At 64.7% G+C, this 19,535-nt stretch carries 9 protein-coding genes; 8 read left to right on the plus strand and 1 reads right to left on the minus strand.

From position 1 onward, the window contains the following. Positions 1-63: 63 nt before the first annotated feature. The 6 genes from JG743_RS12790 to JG743_RS12815 all read left to right on the plus strand — a co-directional run bounded on the left by JG743_RS12790 (position 64) and on the right by JG743_RS12815 (position 14,662). Positions 64-1,992 carry an autotransporter assembly complex protein TamA gene (locus JG743_RS12790; RefSeq protein WP_202300606.1) on the plus strand — a complete coding sequence of 643 codons (1,929 nt, stop codon included), beginning with the start codon at positions 64-66 and terminating at the stop codon, positions 1,990-1,992. 3 nt (positions 1,993-1,995) lie between these two features. Then, positions 1,996-8,046: a translocation/assembly module TamB domain-containing protein gene (locus JG743_RS12795; protein ID WP_202302606.1), complete on the plus strand. Its 6,051-nt coding sequence runs from the start codon at positions 1,996-1,998 to the stop codon at positions 8,044-8,046. Between the two features lie 274 nt (positions 8,047-8,320). Continuing rightward, the gene (locus tag JG743_RS12800) at positions 8,321-9,976 is read left to right on the plus strand and encodes an ABC transporter substrate-binding protein (RefSeq protein WP_202300608.1); all 1,656 of its coding nucleotides are present in this window, start codon (positions 8,321-8,323) and stop codon (positions 9,974-9,976) included. Positions 9,977-10,202: 226 nt separating this feature from the next. Next, positions 10,203-11,237 (plus strand): ABC transporter permease, encoded by a 1,035-nt coding sequence (locus tag JG743_RS12805; RefSeq protein WP_202300610.1) that lies wholly within the window; start codon positions 10,203-10,205, stop codon positions 11,235-11,237. Positions 11,238-11,249: 12 nt separating this feature from the next. Next, entirely contained in the window at positions 11,250-12,407 is a 1,158-nt protein-coding gene (locus tag JG743_RS12810; RefSeq protein ID WP_202300612.1) for an ABC transporter permease, read from the plus strand. A 50-nt stretch (positions 12,408-12,457) separates the two neighbouring features. Further along, complete coding sequence (locus JG743_RS12815) at positions 12,458-14,662, plus strand: dipeptide ABC transporter ATP-binding protein (RefSeq protein ID WP_202300614.1); 2,205 nt, start codon at positions 12,458-12,460, stop codon at positions 14,660-14,662. A gap of 21 nt (positions 14,663-14,683) precedes the next feature. Here JG743_RS12815 and JG743_RS12820 read toward each other — a convergent pair whose 3' ends face one another. Beyond that, positions 14,684-15,280 (minus strand): transglycosylase SLT domain-containing protein, encoded by a 597-nt coding sequence (locus JG743_RS12820; RefSeq protein ID WP_202300616.1) that lies wholly within the window; start codon positions 15,278-15,280, stop codon positions 14,684-14,686. A gap of 217 nt (positions 15,281-15,497) precedes the next feature. On the opposite strand from JG743_RS12820, the gene JG743_RS12825 reads away from it, so the two are divergent. Continuing rightward, entirely contained in the window at positions 15,498-17,036 is a 1,539-nt protein-coding gene (locus JG743_RS12825; RefSeq protein WP_202300618.1) for a trimethylamine methyltransferase family protein, read from the plus strand. Positions 17,037-17,099: 63 nt separating this feature from the next. Then, a complete protein-coding gene (locus JG743_RS12830; protein WP_202300620.1) occupies positions 17,100-19,526 on the plus strand; it encodes a GcvT family protein in 2,427 nt (808 codons plus the stop codon). Positions 19,527-19,535: the final 9 nt, after the last annotated feature.

Genomic DNA, 19,535 nt, shown 5'->3' on the forward strand with positions numbered 1-19,535 from the left:
GGCCCCTTTACGAGCGTTTCAGAACTTCATTCCAATTTTAGTTTTGTCGACTAGGTTATCTTAATGCCGGCGCGTGAAACGCAGATGTCAGGAGTGTTCGCGCCAGGGCGCGGGCTTCCGCGCGCCCTGCTTCTGGCTGCGCTTTGCGCGGCTGGGTTGATGGCCGAATCGCGGCCGGCGACGGCCTTCGAGATCTTTGGCATCAAACTTTGGGGTTCTTCGAACGACGAGGACGCCGATATCGTCGATCCGCTGCGCTATTCCGTCACCATCGAAGCGCCCGATGCGGACAAGGATCTGGTCAAGAAGCTGGAAAACGCCTCGACGCTGAAAGCGGACGAGGAGCGCCCGGTCTCCGGCTCGCTCGGCCTGCTCGCCAAGGCGCGGGCCGACCGCGAGCAGCTGGTCGCCGCCCTTTATGCCGACGCCCGCTATGAAGGCGTCGTCACCGTCACGATTGACGGCAAGCCGCTCGACGACCTGCCGCCCGACGCCGAGTTCAAGGGGCCGCAGCCGATCCCGGTGGTCATTGCCATCGCCGCCGGCGCGAAGTTCACGCTGGGCGACATCAGGCTGGAAGGCGATGCCGCAGGGCTCGCCAGCGCCGATTTCGGCCTGATCGCCGGCGGCGATGCCGGCTCGGGCGCCGTGCTCAAGGCAGAAGCGCTGATCGTTCGCGCGCTGAAACAGGAAGGCCGGCCGCTGGCCAGGATCACGGACCGCCAGATCATCGCCGACCATGCAACCTCGACGCTCGATGTGACGCTGACGGTCGCGGCCGGGCCGGTCGCCGGCTATGGTGACACCACGGTCGACGGCACCGAGAAGGTCGACCGCGACTTCACCGAATACATGACCGGGCTGAAGCGCGGCCGGCAATATTCGCCCGACGAGATCGACGACGCGCGCGACCGGCTGTTGGGCCTCGAAGTGTTCAACAGCGTGACGATGAAGGAAGGCGAAAGCCTCGACGCTCAAGGGAACGTCCCGATCAACGTCCAGGTCAGCGAGCGCAAGCCGCGCTATTTCGGGCTTGGCGCCACCGTCTCCAACACGGAAGGATTGGGTCTGGAAGGCTATTGGGGCCACCGCAACCTGTTCGGGCGCGCCGAAAAGCTGCGTATCGAGGGTGCCATCAGCGGCATCGGCAGCAACGATCTGGGCGAACTCAACTACAATGCCGGCATCATGTTCGAGAAGCCGGGCGTGCTTGGGCCGTCGTCGAAATTCTTCACCGGCATTAAGACGGTGTTCGAGCACCCCGACGCCTATGACCATTTCTCGGTCAAGGGCAACATGGGCGTCTCCTATGACCTGGACAAGAAGCAGAGGGTTTCGGCGGAATTCGCCCTCGACTATTCGAGGATCACCGACGCTTTCGGCAAGCACACCTACCTGATCGCCAGCGTTCCCTTGCAATATGTCTATGACGCCAGGGACAACCGGCTTAACCCGACGAGGGGTTTCAGGGTTCTGGCCTATGCCGAGCCCAGCTACGACATCCTGAACGGCGCGACGTTCCTGAAGCTGAAGGGCGAAGGGTCGGCCTATCAGTCGCTCGACACGGCGAGCAAATTCGTCCTGGCCGAGCGCGCCAGCATCGGCTCGATCGTCGGCACCGGCCTGCAGAACGTTCCGGCCGATCGGCGCTTCTATTCGGGCGGCGGCGGCTCGGTGCGCGGCTATGCTTATCAGGGCATCGGTCCAAAGGACATCGACGGACAGCCGATCGGCGGGCTTTCCTTCTTCGAGACTTCGGTCGAGATGCGCATCGCCGTCACCGACACGATCGGCATCGTGCCGTTCGTGGATGCCGGCACCGTCTCGACCAAATCCTTCCCGGACTTTTCCGATGTGAAGGTCGGCGCCGGCGTCGGCGTGCGCTATCTGACACCGTTCGGGCCGCTGCGCGTCGACGCTGCGGTGCCGCTCAACCGCGGTCCGGGCGATCCGCGCTTCGGCATCTATGCCGGCATCGGCCAGGCGTTCTGAATGATGAAGACATTGCGGCGCATCCTTCGCATCACCCTCTACACGCTGCTGATCGCGGTGGCGGCGGTGATCGGCGCGCTTGTCGTGCTGACCAAGACCGAGCGCGGGCGCGACAATCTCGCCGGCATCATCTCGAATCTGGCGTCGAGCGACGAGCGCAAGGTCACCGTCAGCGGCATAGACGGCATCTGGTCCGGTGCGCTCAGGCTCGACCATGTCGTGCTGGAAGACCGCGGCGGGCCCTGGCTGGTGGCGCGCAAGGTGGCGATCGACTGGTCGCCATGGGCGCTGCTGTCGAAGAACTTCAGCGCCGACCGCATCGGCGCCGAACGGCTGGAGCTGGCGCGGCTGCCGGTTGCGAGCACCAAGCCGGCGCAGAGCGGTACGACATCGCTGCCGGTTTCGCTCGACATAAGGCAGATCGACCTGCCGGAGATTGCGCTGGGCGAGGCGCTGGCCGGCAGCGGCATCGCCGAACTTGCCGCCAAGGGATCGGTCAAGGCCGACGCCGCGCCGCTCGCGATCGATACGGTGCTCAACGTCACCCGCCATGACGGCAAGCAAGGCAATGTCGACGCCAAGCTGCATTTCGCGCCGGCCGACAACAAGCTCGATCTCGATCTCAAGGCGTCGGAGCCGGCGGGCGGCATCATCGCCAATCTGCTCAAGCTGCCGGGTCAGCCGCCGGTCGAGATCGTGGTCTCGGGGACGGGGCCGCTGGCCAACTGGAGCGGCATCGGCACCTTCGTCGTCGACGGCCAGATCGTCACCCAGCTCACCGGCCGCCACCAACTGACCGACAAGGGCAACAGGATAGAGGCCAATGGCGACGGCGATTTCGAGCGCTTCCTGCCCGAAAAGCTGAAGCCGCTGTTTGTCGGCAAGACCAGTTTCGACGTCGCGGGAACCGCAACGACGGCCGGCGGCGTCGAGATCGAGCGCGCGAGCATCGAAAGCGACGCCGTGCATGGCGCAGCCGCCGGCATGGTCGATCCCAAGGGCGCCAGCGATCTCTCGGTCGAGCTCGCCGCCAAGGCCGAGCCCGTGGTGCTCGACGTCGGCACCAAGGCGCAGCCGGTGACGGTGGCGGTAAGGAACGCGACCGCGCGCGCCTTCGGCGACGGCAAGGCGCCGATGGTCGACATCGGCGCGTCGCTGGTTTCGGTGGCGGCGGGCGGCACGCAGCTCAACGATCTCACGGCCCAGATCCATTCCGACGGATTCGACATCCAGGACCGCAGCGGTCCGCTTGCCATCAAGCTGGCGGCCGGCGGCCTCAAGACCGACGTGGCGACGCTCGAGCCTCTGGTCACCGGCAAGCTCGTCGCCGATCTCGCCGGCAAGATCAGCAAAGAGGAGATTTCCCTCGACCAGGGTACGCTGCGCAGCGATGCGTTGAATGCGTCGCTTACGGCCACGGTTTCCCTCACCGATCTGGCGATGAAGCTTAAGATGAATGCCGATGCGGTGTCGAGCGCGCTGCCGCCGCAGGTCCGCTCGGTGCTCGGCGAGCGCGTGACGTTCTCGGCGACCGCCACCCGCGATCCGCAAGGCTCGTTCGCCGCCAATTCGTTGTCGCTGACTTCCGGTTCGCTCAGCGCCAGCGGCACCGCCAGTGCGCAAGGCTCGGACATCCAGGCCGACGTCAAGGGAACGCTGGGCGACGTCTCGGCGCTGTCGTCGCTGGCCGGCACGCCGCTTGCCGGGGGGATCAATTTCACGCTGACCGCAAGCGGCCCGCGCTTTGCGCCGGATTTTACGGTCGCGGCCGACAGCGCCAGCCTGACGGCGGCCGGCCGCACGGTGAAGGACATCAAGCTCTCGGCGAAGGGCAAGGCCGATATTGCCAGCCCCCAGGCCGACATCGCGCTGACCGGCAGCGTCGAGGAGCAGCCGCTGGACATCCGCGCGTCGCTGGTGACCAGCAACGGCAAACGCTCGATCAAGGGCCTCAGCCTGTCGCTTGGCGACAACAAGGTTTCAGGCGACCTAGCGCTCGAGGACGACTTCCTGCCGCTTGGAACGCTGACGCTGGCGGTGCCCGACATAGCGCAGCTGGCGGCGCTCGGCGGGCAGACGGCGACCGGCGACATCAACGGCACTATCGCCTTCGCCAAGGAAGGCGAGGCGCCGACCGTCAGCATCAATGCCGCCAGTGGATCGATCGCGCGCGGCGAGGTGGCGGCGAAGGCGATCACCGTCAACGCGCTGATCGCCAACTATATTGAGAGCCCGGCGATATCAGGCACGATCAAGGCCGATACGGTGACGTCGGGAACCACTGTCGTCAGCGGCATCGGCTTCGACCTGAAGCGCGACGGCGACTGGACCAACTTCACCGGCGGCGCCACCATCGCCGGCATTCCGGCCACCGCCGCCGGCCGGGTCAAGATCGCGAACGGCACGACCAGTGTCGAGATCGCCTCGGGCGAGGCCACCGTTCGCGGCATCAAGGCGGCGATCGCCGGACCGTCTAGCCTCAGCATCGCCAATGGCGTGACCAGCATCGACAGGCTGGTGCTCGATCTCGGCGGCGGTTCGGTGACGCTCTCCGGCAAGGCTGGTCAGATGCTCGACCTCGCGGCTACCTTCTCGGCGCTGCCGGCCGCCCTTGCCAATGATTTCTCGCCCGGGCTGGACGCCGCGGGTTTGCTCGACGGCACGGCGCAGGTCACGGGGTCGGCGGCAAGCCCGGACGTCCGCTTCAATGCGAAATTGACCGGTGCCGAGACCAGCCAGACCCGCCAGGCCGGACTCGGCCCGCTCAGCCTCAATGCTGCCGGAAGCTTCACCACCGCCGGCGGCATCGTCCTCGACCAGGCGACGCTTGCCGGCGAGAAGATCTCCGGCAGGGCTTCCGGCACCATCAATCCGAACGGCGCCAGCGATTTCGCCCTCGACCTTGCCTCCACGGGTCCCAGCCTGCCGCTAGCGTTTGGCAGCGCGGAAAGCCCGATCAAGCTGGAACTGCAGGCGTTGTCAGTGAAGGCGGCGGGGCAGGGCACGCAGCCGAGGCTCGATATCTCCGCCGTCCTGCCCTCGGCGACCACGAATGTCACCAAATCCGAGGGCATCACCCTTGCCCTGCATTCCGATACCTTCGACCTGAAGAGCCGTACGGGGCCGATTTCGGGCACGGTGACCGTGGAAACTATCGGGTTGGAGAATCCGACCATCGCGCCGCTGATCGCCGGCAAGATCATCGCCAAGGTCGCCGGCAGCCTCGCGCCGGATGTCATCACCATCGACAGCGGTTCGGTGCAGGGTGCCGCGCTGGACAGCGCCTTCAGCGGCCGCGTCTCGCTTGCCGACGGCGCCATCGACCTCAACCTCAAGGCCGACGCGCTTTCCGCGGCGTTGCCGGCGGCGGCGCGCGGCGTGCTGGCCGAGCGGACGCAACTCAGCGCCACGCTGAAGCGCGATGCCCATGGCGGTGTCACCATCAGTCCGGTCAAACTGGCCTCCGGCGCGCTGACCGCCGAGGGGCAGGCCAGCCTCGCGGACAACAAGCTCAGCGCCGACATCAAGGGCGCCCTGGCCGATATCTCGCTGCTGTCGAAGGACGCCAAGGGCGCAATTGCCTTCGCGCTCACAGCGCAAGGGCCAAGCCTCGCGCCTGACCTGTCGCTGACGGTGAACAGCGACCGGCTTTCGGTGGCGGCGCGCGAGATCACCGGGCTGAACCTGACGGCCACCGGCAAGGCCGATGCCGCCAATCCGGCGGCCAACGTGCAACTGACCGGCAATGTCGCCGGGCAGGCGCTGCAAGGCAGCGCCGTGCTGGCGACCACAAATGGCAAGAGTGCGATCAACGGGCTGCTTTTGTCGCTCGGCAAGAACAGGATTTCGGGCGACCTCGCACTCGACGAGGCCTTCGTGCCTGAAGGCACCGTGGCGCTCGACCTGCCCGATATCGGCCCGCTGGCGGCGCTGGCGCTGGAAAGGGCCGAAGGCGACGTGCGCGGCACCATCGCGTTCACGAAGACGGCCAATAGGCCCAACGTCACCGTCAAAGCGACCACCGCCGCCATTTCGCGAGGCGATCTTTCTGCCCGCAACGTCGCCATCGACGCGCTGGTCGCCAACTACCTGGCCGCCCCAGTGATCTCGGGCAAGGTTCGCGCCGCCAGCATCACCTCGGGCGGCACCGTGGTCAGCGGCATCGATGTCGACCTGAAGCGCGACGGCGACTGGACCGGATTTTCCGGCGGCGCCACCGTCAAGGACATTCCGGCCCGGGCCACTGGGCGGGTGAAGGTGGCGAACGGCACCACCACCATCGAGCTGGCCTCCGGCCAGGCGACCGTGCAGGGCATCAAGGCGGCGATCGCCCAGGCCTCGACGGTTAGCATCGCCAACGGCACGACGAGCCTGGACAGGCTGGTGCTCAATCTCGGTGGCGGCACCGCGACGGTGACCGGCAAGGTCGGGCAGGCGCTCGACATCAACGCCACGCTGGCCAAGGTGCCTGCCTCGCTCGCCAACAGCTTCTCTCGCGGCCTCGATGCCGCTGGCTCGATCTCGGGCACGGTGAAGGTGACCGGCGCGCCGGCCAATCCGTCCGTTGCCTTCAACATCAATGCCGGTGGCGTGCAGACCGCGCAGACGCGGAGCGCCGGCCTTGGCGGCATGACCATCTCCTCTTCCGGAACCTTCGCCGGCAGGAAGCTCGCCTTCGACGCCAACATCAGCGATGGAGCGGGCCTTGGTCTCAAGGGCGGCGGCACGGTGACGACCGCGGGCACGCCGGCGCTTGTGCTCGATTTTTCAGGCAAGGTGCCTTTCTCCTTCCTTGCCGCAAAGCTCGCCGCGCAAGGCCTGTCACTGACCGGCACCGCCAACGTCAACGTGCAGGTGCGCGGACCGGCGACGTCGCCGGTCATCGGCGGCACGGTCAGCACATCGGGCGCCCGACTGGTCGACGCGCGTTCGGGCCTTGCCGTCAACGACATCGCCGCCGACGTCTCGATCGGCGCCGGCGTCGCCAGGATCAACCGGCTGACCGGCACGCTGTCGACGCGCGGCAGCCTGTCGGCCAGCGGCACGGTCGGGATCAATCCGGCGCAAGGCTTCCCGGCCGACCTGTCGGTCAAGCTCACTGATGGCCGCTATACGGACGGCCGGGTGGTCACCGCCAATCTCGGCGGCGACCTGACCATCAAGGGGCCGCTAGCCTCGGCGCCGGTGATCGCGGGCACCATCAACCTGGCCAAGACCGTTATCACCGTTCCGGAGAAATTGCCGGGGTCGCTGGCGGCGCTCAACGTCAAGCACAAGAACGCGCCCGCCGCGGTGCGCGCGCAGGACAACGCGCTTCGCCCGGCGACGACGAGCGGCGGCGGTGGCGGCAGCGGCCTCACGCTGGACGTCACCGTCAACGCGCCGAACCAGATATTCATCCAGGGCCGGGGCGTCGACGCCGAGCTTGGCGGCTCACTCAAGTTGACCGGTCCGGCCTCCTCGCCGCATGCCGTCGGCACCTTCACCTTGCAGCGCGGGCGGCTGTCGATCCTCGCCAAGCGGCTGACCTTCACCGAGGGAACGGTCGGCTTCTCCGGTTCGCTCGTGCCCTACCTCAACCTGACGGCGACCACGACGACCAGCAGCGCCACCGTCACCATCGTGGTGTCGGGCGAGGCGACCAATCCGAAATTCACCTTCTCCTCGACGCCGGCGCTGCCGGAGGACGAGGTCTTGGCGCAGCTTATCTTTGGCCGCTCGATGTCGAACCTGTCGCCGCTGCAGATCGCGCAGCTGGCGGAGGCCGCCGCGCAACTGGCCGGCGTCGGCGGCTCGACCTCGCTGCTCGAGAACCTGCGCAGCGCGATCGGTGTCGACGACCTCGATGTGACTACCGACGAGAAGGGCGGCACTGCCGTCTCGGCGGGCAAATACCTCAACGACCGCACCTATGTGACGATCCAGAAGGGCGACAAGCCGGGTTCGGGCAAGGCGGCGATCGACCTCAATGTCGGGCGCGGCGTCAAGCTGCGCGGCGAGGCCACCGACGCCGGCGAGGCCAAGGGCGGCATCTTCTATGAGAAGGAATATTGAACCCTGTCGCCGGCGAGGCAGCCTTTGGCGCTATCGCAACAGGCGGGCTGGCGCTGTCCTATGGCGCTTGAATGCCGCAGTTTAGTCGTTTGCGCATAATCGAATGAAATCTGCGGCGCAGTAGCAAATTTGCGTCAAGACTGTCGCTATCGCGCGAACCGCCCTCTTTCCAAAGTTGCACATTCGCCAACATGTTCCCAGTCCAGACCGTCTTTGACATCACGGTCCGGATGCGGAATGTTACAAGGCGGAAAGCCAACAATGGGAGTTAATCATGGCAATCTACAAATCTAACGGTGACCGCGTTCCGGATCACATCCTGGCCATGGCCGAAGAAGCCAAGGCAGGCAAGGTGGACCGCCGCGAGTTCCTGGCGCTCGCCAGCGTTTTCGGTGCGTCCACCGCGATGGCCTACGGCATGCTCGGTCTTGCGGTGCCGACCGAGGCGCGAGCCGAGGATGCGCCCAAGAAAGGTGGCATCCTGAAGGTCGCCCAGTGGATCAAGGATCCCAAGGACCCGCGCAAATCCGACTGGTCGGAGATCGCCAATGCCGAGCGCCAGGCGCTCGAGCCGCTGGTCAAGTACACCACCGAATACACGTTCCGTCCCTATCTGCTTGAGAGCTGGGACGTGAATGACGATGCCACCGAATACGTGCTGCATGTGCGCAAGGGCGTCACCTGGCACAATGGCGATGCGTTCACGGCCGACGACGTGGTGCACAACTTCAACCGTTGGGGCGAGAAGGCCGCCGAAGGCAATTCCATGCCTGGCCGTCTTGGCACGCTGTTTGACGACAAGGCCGGCAAGCTGCGCGAAGGCGCGGTCACCAAGGTCGACGACATGACGGTCAAGCTGTCGCTGACCAAGCCCGACATCTCGATCATTCCCGGCATTTGCGACTATGTTGCCCTGGTCGTCCACAAGTCATTCGACGAAAAGGGCGGCGACTTCAAAGCCTGCCCGATCGGCACCGGTCCGTTCGAGCTCGTCTCGTACGACGTTGGTCAGAAGGTGGTCTACAAGCGCCGCGCAGACAACAAGTGGTGGGACGGTGAGGTCTATCTCGACGGCATCGAGTTCGTCGACTACGGCACCGATCCGGCAGCCATGGTCAGCGCCTTCGAGGCGGGTGAAGTCCACACCAATTTCGAGACTTCGGCTGACTATGTGTCGATCCTCGACGGCATGGACCTGGTGAAGTCGGAAGTGGTAACGGCCTCGACCATCGTCTGCCGCACCAACGTGACGAACAAGCCTTACGACAACGAGAAGGTTCGCAAGGCGCTGCAGCTCGCGGTCGACAACAATGTCGTCCTTCAGCTTGGTTACGGCAACGCCGGTTCGGTCGCCGAAAACCACCATGTCTGCCAGATCCACCCGGAGTACTACGAACTGCCGAAGATCGCCCGCGATCCGGCCAAGGCGAAGGCTATGATGGCCGAAGCCGGCCAGGCCGACTTCGAGCACGAGCTGATCACGGTGGACGAGGACTGGCACAAGAACACCGGCGATGCCATCGCCGCCCAGCTGCGCGACGCCGGCATCAAGGTGAAGCGCACGGTGCTGCCGGGTTCGACCTTCTGGAACGACTGGCTGAAGTACCCGCTGTCGATGACCAACTGGAACATGCGGCCGCTCGGCGTCCAGGTTCTGGCTCTGGCCTACCGTACCGGCGAGGCCTGGAACGAGACGGCTTGGGCCAACGCCGACTGGGACGCCAAGCTCAACGCCGCGCTTTCGGTCGCCGACGCGGCCAAGCGCAAGGATATGATGAAGGATATCGAGCAGATCCTGCAGGATTCCGGCATCATCATCCAGCCTTACTGGCGCAAGCTCTACAGCCACTCGGTTGCTGCCGTCAAAAACTACAAGATGCACCCGACCTTCGAGCGCGACTACGGCAAGATCTGGCTTGACCAGGCCTGATCAGGGCGATCGGGGAAAGGGGCGGCTCGCCCCTTTCCCCTCGCTCTTGCATGGTTTCAAAACCCGAAAGTCGGCGCAGCAAAAAGTTGCGGACTCTTCGGACATGGTCATGCAATAAAACAGAGTTGATCGCATCCGAGGGCCTGTCTAGCAGCCAGCTTGCCGTTACGGCGGAGGTGGTTGTCCAGCAGGCTCCAACCCCAACCAGACCGGCAGGGGGGCCGCCATGCTTTCTTTCATCCTCAGGCGTCTTGGCACGATGGCATTGACGATGCTGTGCCTGACGTTGGTCGTCTTCTTTCTGATCAACCTCGATCCGAATCTGAAGAAGCTGGCGATCAGCCAGACTGAAATGCATACCTCCGCCGAGCAGCTCGAAAACTGGCTGGCCGAACATGGCTACCGCCAAAACTTCTTCGTCCGCTATGGTCAGTGGCTAGGCCTTCTGCCCAAGCAGCCGGTGGCCGACCCGGCGACGGGCAAGCCCGCGCAACGCTTCTCCTTCTGCAACGATCCGGTCGTGCCGACCTATTCCGGCATTCTTCAAGGCGACTTCGGCTGCTCGACCAAGTTCAAGACGACGGTGGCCTCGAAGCTGTTCCCGGCACTCAGCGCGACCGGCATCCTGATGCTCTGCGTCCTGCTGGTGATGGTCCCGATCTCGCTTCTGGTCGGCATCCTTGCCGGCATGCGCGAGGGCTCGCGTACCGACCGCACTCTGTCGGTGGCCTCGATCGCGTCGACAGCGACGCCCGAATATGTCTCGGGCGTCATCTTCACCGTCATCTTCGCATCCTGGCTCGGCTGGCTGAACGGCTCGGCCGCCTCGGCGAGCCAAGGCATCACCTTCTACAATTTCACATTGCCGGTGATGACGCTGGCGATCTACGGCATCGGCTATATTGCGCGCATGACCCGCGCCTCGATGGTCGAGGTGATGACGCAGCAATATATCCGCACCGCTCGGCTGAAGGGCCTCTCTTTCGGCAGCGTCGTGGTCAAGCACGCGCTACGCAACGCGCTGATCGCGCCGTTCACCGTCATCATGCTGCAATTCCCCTGGCTGCTCACCGGCGTCGTCATCGTCGAGGTGATGTTCCGCTACCAGGGCTTCGGCTACACGCTGGTCGAGGCGGCCGGCAACAACGACATCGACCTTCTGCTCGGCTGCTCGCTGGTTTCGGTGTTCATCGTCCTGATCACGCAGCTCATCTCCGATGTCGGTTACGCGTTTCTCAATCCGCGCATCAGAGTTCAGTAGGGGGCGAAGCGGATGCAGCTCGAATATATCAACGCCTTCAATGTCGTGCTCGGCGTCATCTCCCGGTTTTGGCCGGTCTGGGTCGCGCTCGCCATCGTCATGGGGGCCAGCTTCGCTTACAAGAAGAGGCTCGGCCTCTACGGCCAGCTGTTCGACAGCGGCGTCGGTATCGTCGGGGTCGGTATCTGCCTGTTCTGGCTGTTCACGGCGATCTTCGCCTCGACCATCTCGCCCTTCGATCCGCTGGCACAGGTGCCGGTGATGAAGGACGCGCTGCCCGGAGCGATCGAACCGACGTCGAAACTCATCTACTATTTCGGCGGCGACAAGCTTGCCCGCGACGTGTTCTCGCGCATGGTCTACGGCAGCCAGATCGTGCTGATCATCGCTCCGGCGGCAACCGGTTTCGCGCTGATGGTCGGCATCACGCTCGGCCTGCCGGCTGGCTACTATGGTGGCAAGATCGACACCCTCCTGTCCTTCCTCGCCAATCTGGTGCTGGCCTTCCCGGTCATCCTGCTGTTTTACCTGCTGGTGACGCCGGGCATCATGGACACGCCGATCCCTTACGCGATGGCCGGGCTGTTCTTCCTATTTCCGATCATTTTCTTCAGCGTCTTGTTCTGGACGCGCTTCAAGAACCGGCCGGACCGCCTCTATATCCTGCTTGGCATCACACTCGTCGTCGGCGGCTGGATCTATGCCGGCCTGGTCTTCGACAAGGATCCGCTGCACATCGTGCATATCGATCCCAACCAGCTCAACATCTTCGTGGCGGTGGTGTTCGCCTCCAGTCCCGGCGTGTTCCGCATCGTGCGCGGGCTGACCATGGACATCAAGACGCGCGACTATGTGGCGGCGGCGCAGACGCGCGGTGAATCGCCCTGGTACATCATGCTGTGGGAGATCCTGCCCAATGCGCGCGGGCCGCTGATCGTCGATGCGTGCCTGCGCATCGGCTACACCACGATCCTGCTCGGTACGCTTGGCTATTTCGGCCTCGGGCTGGCGCCCGAGAGCCCGGACTGGGGCACGGCGATCAAGGATGCCAGCCGCCTGCTGCGCTCCTTCATCCACCCGGCGCTGCCACCGACGATCGCGCTGATGTCGTTCGTGCTGGGCCTGAACCTGCTGGCCGATTCCCTGCGCGAACAGTCGATGAAGGATTGATGGCGGGGTTTTTGGCCCCATCTTCCAAGAACCAAGGATTGGAGCGACCCATGAACGAGGCAGTTCGAAATCCCGGCAAGCCAACCCCTGGGCCGATCATCGAGATCGAGAACCTGTCGATCTCCTTCTTCACCCGCAAGGGCGAGATACCGGCCGTGATGGATTTTTCCTGCACGGTCATGCCCGGCGAGGCGATGGGCATCGTCGGCGAATCCGGCTGCGGCAAGTCGACAGTGTCGCTCGGCATCATGCGCGACCTCTCCAACATCGGAAAGATCGTCGGCGGCAAGATCAAGTTCCAGGGCAAGGACATGGGCGAATTGTCCGAGGAGGAGCTGCGCGCCATCCGCGGCAACAAGATCGCCATGATCTACCAGGAGCCGATGGCGAGCCTGAACCCGGCGATGAAGGTCGGCCAGCAGCTGATGGAAGTGCCGATGATCCACGACAAGGTGTCGAAGGAGGAGGCCTACAGCAGGGCGCTCGAAATGGTGCGCTCGGTCAGGCTGCCTGATCCCGAGCGCATGATGCGCTCCTATCCGCACCAGCTTTCCGGCGGCCAGCAGCAGCGCATCGTGATTGCCATGGCGCTGTTGTCGAAGCCGGCGCTGCTCCTGCTCGACGAGCCGACGACGGCGCTCGACGTGACGGTGGAGGCCGGCATCGTCGACCTGGTCAAAGGGCTCGGCGAGAAGTTCGGCACCTCGATGATCTTCGTGTCGCACAATCTGGGCCTCATCCTGGAGACCTGCGACAAGATCACGGTGATGTATTCCGGCGAGGCGGTCGAGACCGGCAAGATCAAGGACGTGTTCGACCGGATGCGCCATCCCTATACGCAAGGGCTGTTCCGCTCGATCCCGCTGCCCGGCGCAGACAAGAATTCGCGGCCACTGATCGCGATCCCCGGCCAGTTGCCGCTACCGCACGAGCGGCCGAAGGGCTGCAATTTCGGACCGCGCTGCCACCATTTCGTCGAGGGCGTCTGCAACGCCGCCGAAATCCCGATGATCGCGGTCGAGGGCCATGAAGGTCATTTCTCGCGCTGCGTGCGCTTCAACGAGATCGATTGGGAAGCGCTGCCGCCGGGCGCCAAGAAGGTCAATGAGAAGGTCGTGCCCGGCGCGCCGGTGCTCAAGATCGAGGACCTCAGGAAATACTACAAGGTCGGCGGCAGTGAAGTGTTCGGCTCCAGCGAGGGTCGCGTCGTCAAGGCCAACGAGACGATCTCGTTCATGGCGCGCGAATCCGAGACGGTGGCGATCGTCGGCGAATCCGGCTGCGGAAAGTCGACGCTGGCCAAGGTGCTGCTCGGGCTGGAGACGGCGAGTTCCGGCAGAGTGACGCTTGGTAACAAGGAAATCCAGTCGACCGGCATCGAGAGTCGAAGCGTCGAGACGGTGTCGTCGATCCAGATGGTGTTCCAGAACCCGTTCGACACGCTGAACCCCAGCCACTCAGTCGGCTCGCAGATCATCCGCACGCTGGAAAAATTCAATGTCGGCAAGACCGTGGCCGATCGGCGCAAGCGGATGCTGGAGTTGCTCGACCTGGTGAAGCTGCCGCGTGCCTTCGAGACGCGCAAGCCGCGCCAGCTGTCGGGCGGGCAGAAGCAGCGCATCGGCGTGGCGCGCGCCTTTGCCGGCGATGCCAAGGTGGTGGTGGCCGACGAGCCGGTCTCGGCGCTCGACGTCTCGGTTCAGGCGGCGGTGACCGAACTGCTGATGGACATCCAGCGCAAGAACAAGACGACGATGCTGTTCATCAGCCACGACCTGTCGGTGGTGCGCTACATCGCCGACCGCGTCGTCGTCATGTATCTCGGCTACATCGTCGAGCAGGGCACGACCGACCAGATATTCTCGCCGCCCTATCATCCCTATACGGAGGCGCTGCTGTCGGCGATCCCGATCGCCGACACCAGCGTGGTGAAGAAGCACATCGTGCTTGAGGGCGATATCCCGTCGGCGATGAACCCGCCGACCGGCTGTCCGTTCCAGACGCGCTGCGGCTACAAGAAGCTGGTGCCCGACAATCTGTGCGAGACCAAGGTGCCGCCGGTGAAGAACCTCGGCAACGGCCATATGAGCCTGTGTTGGCTTGCCGACGACGTGCTGGCGAAGATGGACGAGGTGATCAAGTTCGACAAGGAGCACGCCGCGCATGAGGGCGTGCCGGAAGACGCGCCGCACGTCACGGATACGAGCCCGGCCGCCGCGGCGCCCAAGCGTCCGCGCGGCAAGAAACCGAACTGACGGTTGGGGTTCGCGCGGCGTTCAGTTGCCGCACTGGCGCAGTTGCGTGGCGTAATCCCGGGCCATCTTCTCGGTGGCCCGCGCGTAGCTTTGCACGCCGGCGTCGCCGCGGTTGCCGCGGCCATACGCCGCCCAGCCGAGATAATAGGCGAGATAGAGATTGTAGGTGTCGTTGCGGGCGACGCCGAGCGTATCGGCGGTCTTGGAATGATACCAGCCGACGAAGTCGACGGCATCGGCAAACCGCGTCCGGCGCGCCGCCCAGTTGCCGGTCTCGCTCTGGTATTGCGACCAGGTGCCGTCGAGCGCTTGCGAGTAGCCCGTGGCGCTGGACACGTGCGTCCAGGGAATGAAGCCGAGAAGCTTGGTGCGCGGCGGCCTGGCATTGCTCTTGAAGCCAGACTCCTTGCGCACCGTCGCCATCAGCACGGGCACAGGCACGCCATACTTCTCCTCGGTCCGCTCGGCGGCCGCCTGCCAATTGTCGAACCAGCCGTCATTCTGGTCGAAGACGGCACAGACGTCGTTGATGTGGCTCGGCGGCGTCGCGCAGGCCGAAAGCGCCAACGCCAGCAGCACGGTGACGGCTACAATTTTACTAAAACTCGACCTACGCATTGGGAAACGAATAGGCCGAAAACATAAAGGGATTCTTGCAGCGTTTCTTAACGGGCCGCGGTGCGCCTTTGCTCGCTCAAGTCGATGTCAGTATTTCGACGCCATATGTCGCTTTTATCTCAACCAAGCTGCAGAAATGCCGCCGTGACTAAAATCACGCCTGCAACTGGCGGATTTCTGACAGCCGCGCTTTCGCTCCGGCGCTCTGATGCGCGACATGACCGAACCAAGACGCAAGCGCGGCGCCGAGCGAACCAGCAACAGGGGGCCGTCAGCGATCCCGCAATTGCCGGCTAGGCGGGTGACCAACCCCTATCCGCCGATGGCGCTGCTCTCGGCCGACCAGATCGAGGCGATCCATGAAGCCTCGATGCATATCCTTGAAAATTTCGGCATCGAGGTGATGAGCCCGCGGGCGCTGGCGCTGTTCGAGAAGGCGGGCGCTGCCGTCGATCATGCCTCGATGAACGTCCGCCTTGACCGGGGCATGGTCGCCGAAGCGCTGAAGACGACGCGATCCGCCTACACGCTCGCCCCGCGCAACCCTGCCCACGTCATCCATCTCGGCGGCAACACGATCAATTTCACCCTTGTCGCCGGGCCGCCCAATGTGCACGACATGGAGCGCGGCCGCCGGGCCGGCAATTTACGCGACTATCAGGACCTTGTGCGGCTGGCGCAGCATTTCAACTGCGTCCACATGCTCGGCAACCAGGTGTGCGCGCCGATCGAACTGCCGGCCAATTCGCGCCATCTCGACACCTATTTCGCCAATCTGACGCTGACCGACAAATGCTTCCATGTCTCGGCGATCGGCCGGGGCAGGGCGCTCGACGGCATCGAGATGATGGCGATCGCGCGGGGCCTGAGCCTCGATGAGATGCGCGAGGATCCCGGCATCGCCACTATCATATCGGTCAACTCGCCACGCCGCTTCGACGAGATGATGGCCGAGGGACTGATGACCATGGCCGAGTTCGGCCAGTCGGTCGCGGTGACGCCGTTCACGCTGATGGGGGCGATGAGCCCGGTGACGCTGGCCGGCGCGCTGGCACAGCAGAACGCCGAGGCGCTGTTCGGCGTCGTGCTGACGCAGCTCGTTCGGCCGGGAGCGCCGGTCATGTACGGCGCCTTCACCTCCAATGTCGACATGAAGTCGGGCGCGCCGGCTTTCGGCACGCCCGAGAATACCAAGGCCAACATCGCTTCCGGGCAACTCGCAAGGCGCTATGATTTGCCTTACCGCACGACGCCCGGCTCGGCCTCCAATGCCGCCGACGCGCAAGGCGCCTATGAGACGCTGATGGCGCTGTGGGGCGCGGTGCTCGGCCACGGCAACCTCGTCTACCACGCCGCTGGCTGGCAGGAGGGCGGGCTGACGGCGTCGTTCGAAAAATTCATCATCGACGTCGAGATGATCCAGCACATGATGGAGTTCCTGCGCCCGATCGTGGTCGACGAAGGGGAACTGGCGGTCGAGGCGCTGGGCGCGGTGCCGACCGGCGGCCATTTCTTCGGCGAGCCGCACACGCTAGAGCGCTACGCCACCGCCTTCTACCAGCCGATGCTCTCCAACTGGCAGAATTACGAGGCCTGGCAGGAAGCCGGCGGACTCGACGCCACGGCGCGCGCGACGCGGCTGTGGAAGAAGGCGCTGGAGGAGTATGTCCAGCCGGCAATGGACCCTGCCGTGCGCGAGGCGCTCGAAGCCTATATGGCGCGCCGCAAGGAAGCGATCGGGCAGGGGGAGCCGTGAGAGAACACCTTCCCATCCTGATTCACTTCAATCTCCCAAATCACTGAATTGACGAGAAAAACTATGAAATCGCATGCAAAGGTCGTGGTCATTGGCGGCGGTGTCGTCGGGTGTTCCGTGCTGTTCCATCTGGCGCGGCACGGCTGGACCGACATCGTGCTTCTGGAGCGCGACGAGCTGACCTCAGGCTCGACCTGGCACGCGGCCGGCGGCATGCACACGATCAATGGCGATCCCAACGTCGCCAAGCTGCAGAAATACACGATCTCGCTCTACAAGGAGATCGAGGAGCTTTCCGGCCAGGCGACCGGCGTCCACTTGACCGGCGGCGTGCTCCTGGCGGCAACCGAGGCGCGGCTCGACTGGCTGCGCGGTGTCGTCGCGAAGGGGCGCTATCTCGGCATCGACCTTGAGGAGATCTCGTCCAACGAGGCGGCCGAGCTGATGCCGCTGCTCGACCCAAAGCAGTTTGTCGGCGCGGTGCGCAACAAGGAGGACGGCCATCTCGATCCGTCCGGCGTGACGCACGCCTATGCCAAGGCGGCGCGGAAACTTGGCGCCGAGGTCGAGCGCTTCACCAAGGTCGAGGATATCGTGCGCCGTCCCGACGGCTTGTGGCGCGTCATCACCAACAAGGGCGAGGTGGTGGCCCAGCACGTCGTCAATGCCGGCGGGCTGTGGGCGCGCGAGGTCGGCCGCATGGTCGGGCTCGAACTGCCGGTGCTGGCGATGGAGCACATGTACCTGATCACCGAGGACATGCCGGAGGTCGCCGCCTGGAACCAGAAGACCGGCACCGAGATCATCCATGCGGTGGATTTCGACGGCGAATTGTATCTGCGCCAGGAGCGCGGCGGCATGCTGATGGGCACCTACGAGAAGGCCAACAAGCCATGGTCCGAATTCTCCACGCCGTGGAATTTCGGCCATGAACTGCTGGAGCCGGACATCGACCGCATCGCTCCGTCGCTGGAGGTCGGCTTCCGGCATTTCCCGGCCTTCCAGAACACCGGCATCAAGCAGATCATCAACGGGCCCTTCACTTTCGCGCCGGACGGCAATCCGCTGGTCGGTCCGGTGCGCGGCCTGCCCGGCTTCTGGGTCGCCTGCGGCGTCATGGCCGGCTTTTCGCAAGGCGGCGGCGTCGGGCTGGCGCTGTCAAACTGGATGATTGAGGGCGATCCCGGTGCCGACATCTGGGCGATGGACGTGGCCCGCTACGGCGACTGGGCAACGATGGCCTACACCAACGCTAAGGTGCGCGAGAACTATTCGCGGCGCTTTTCGATCCGTTTCCCCAATGAGGAACTGCCGGCCGGGCGGCCGCTGAAGACGACGCCGGTCTACGATCTGCTCTCGGCGAAAGGCGCGCAATGGGGCGTCGCCTATGGGCTGGAGGTGCCGCTCTGGTACGCGCCGGAGGGCGTCAGGGACGAGTTCTCCTGGCGGCGTTCCAGCGACTTCGTCCATGTCGCCAGGGAGGTGGCGGCGGTGCGCGGCAGCGTCGGACTGGCGGAGATTTCGAGCTTCGCCAAATACAGGGTGACGGGCGAGGGGGCCGCCGCGTGGCTCGACCGACTGCTTGCCTGCAAATTGCCGAAGCCCGGTCGCATGACGCTGGCGCCGATGCTGAAGGAGGACGGCAAGCTGATTGGCGATTTCACCCTCGCCAATCTAGGCGACGGCGAGTGGTTCATCGCCGGCTCCGGCGTTGCCGAGCAATACCATATGCGCTGGTTCGAGGCGCATCTGCCGGCCGATGGCTCGGTCCGCATCGAAGCGCTTGGGGCGAAGCTGACCGGGCTGGCGATCGCCGGACCGAAGGCGCGGGATGTGCTGGCAAAGGTGACGCGTGCTGACGTCTCCAATACGGCATTGCCCTTCATGGCCGTGGCGAAAATGGATATCGGCATGGCGCCCTGCCTGGTCGGCCGTGTCAGCTATACAGGTGATCTCGGCTACGAGATCTGGGTGGCGCCGGAATATCAGCGCGCCGCGTTCCAGGCGCTGATGGCGGCGGGCGAGGAGTTCGGTGTCGGCCCGTTCGGCTCGCGCGCGCTCAATTCGCTAAGACTTGAGAAGAACTACGGCTCCTGGGCACGCGAATACCGGCCGATCTATGGGCCGCTGGAGGCAGGGCTCGACCGTTTCGTCGCCTACGGCAAGGAGGCGGACTTCATCGGCAAGGCCGCGGCGCTCGCGGAACGCAGGCAGGGCGGCAAGCTCAGGCTGCGTGCCTTCATAGTCGACGCTGGCGACGCCGACGTCATCGGCGACGAGCCGATCTGGTTCGACGGCGCCGTGCGCGGCTGGGTCACCTCGGGCGGCTACGCGCACCACGTGAAAAAGTCTCTCGCCATGGGCTATGTGCCGAAGGAGATCGCCGACGAGGCCGACGGCTTCGAGATCGAGATTCTCGGCAAGCGCCATGCGGCGCGGACACAAGCCTCGCCATTGTTCGACGCGAATTTTGAAAGGATGCGCGCCTGAAACCGGGCG

This window comes from Mesorhizobium sp. 131-2-1 (genome assembly GCF_016756535.1).
Classification (GTDB): Bacteria; Pseudomonadota; Alphaproteobacteria; order Rhizobiales; family Rhizobiaceae; genus Mesorhizobium.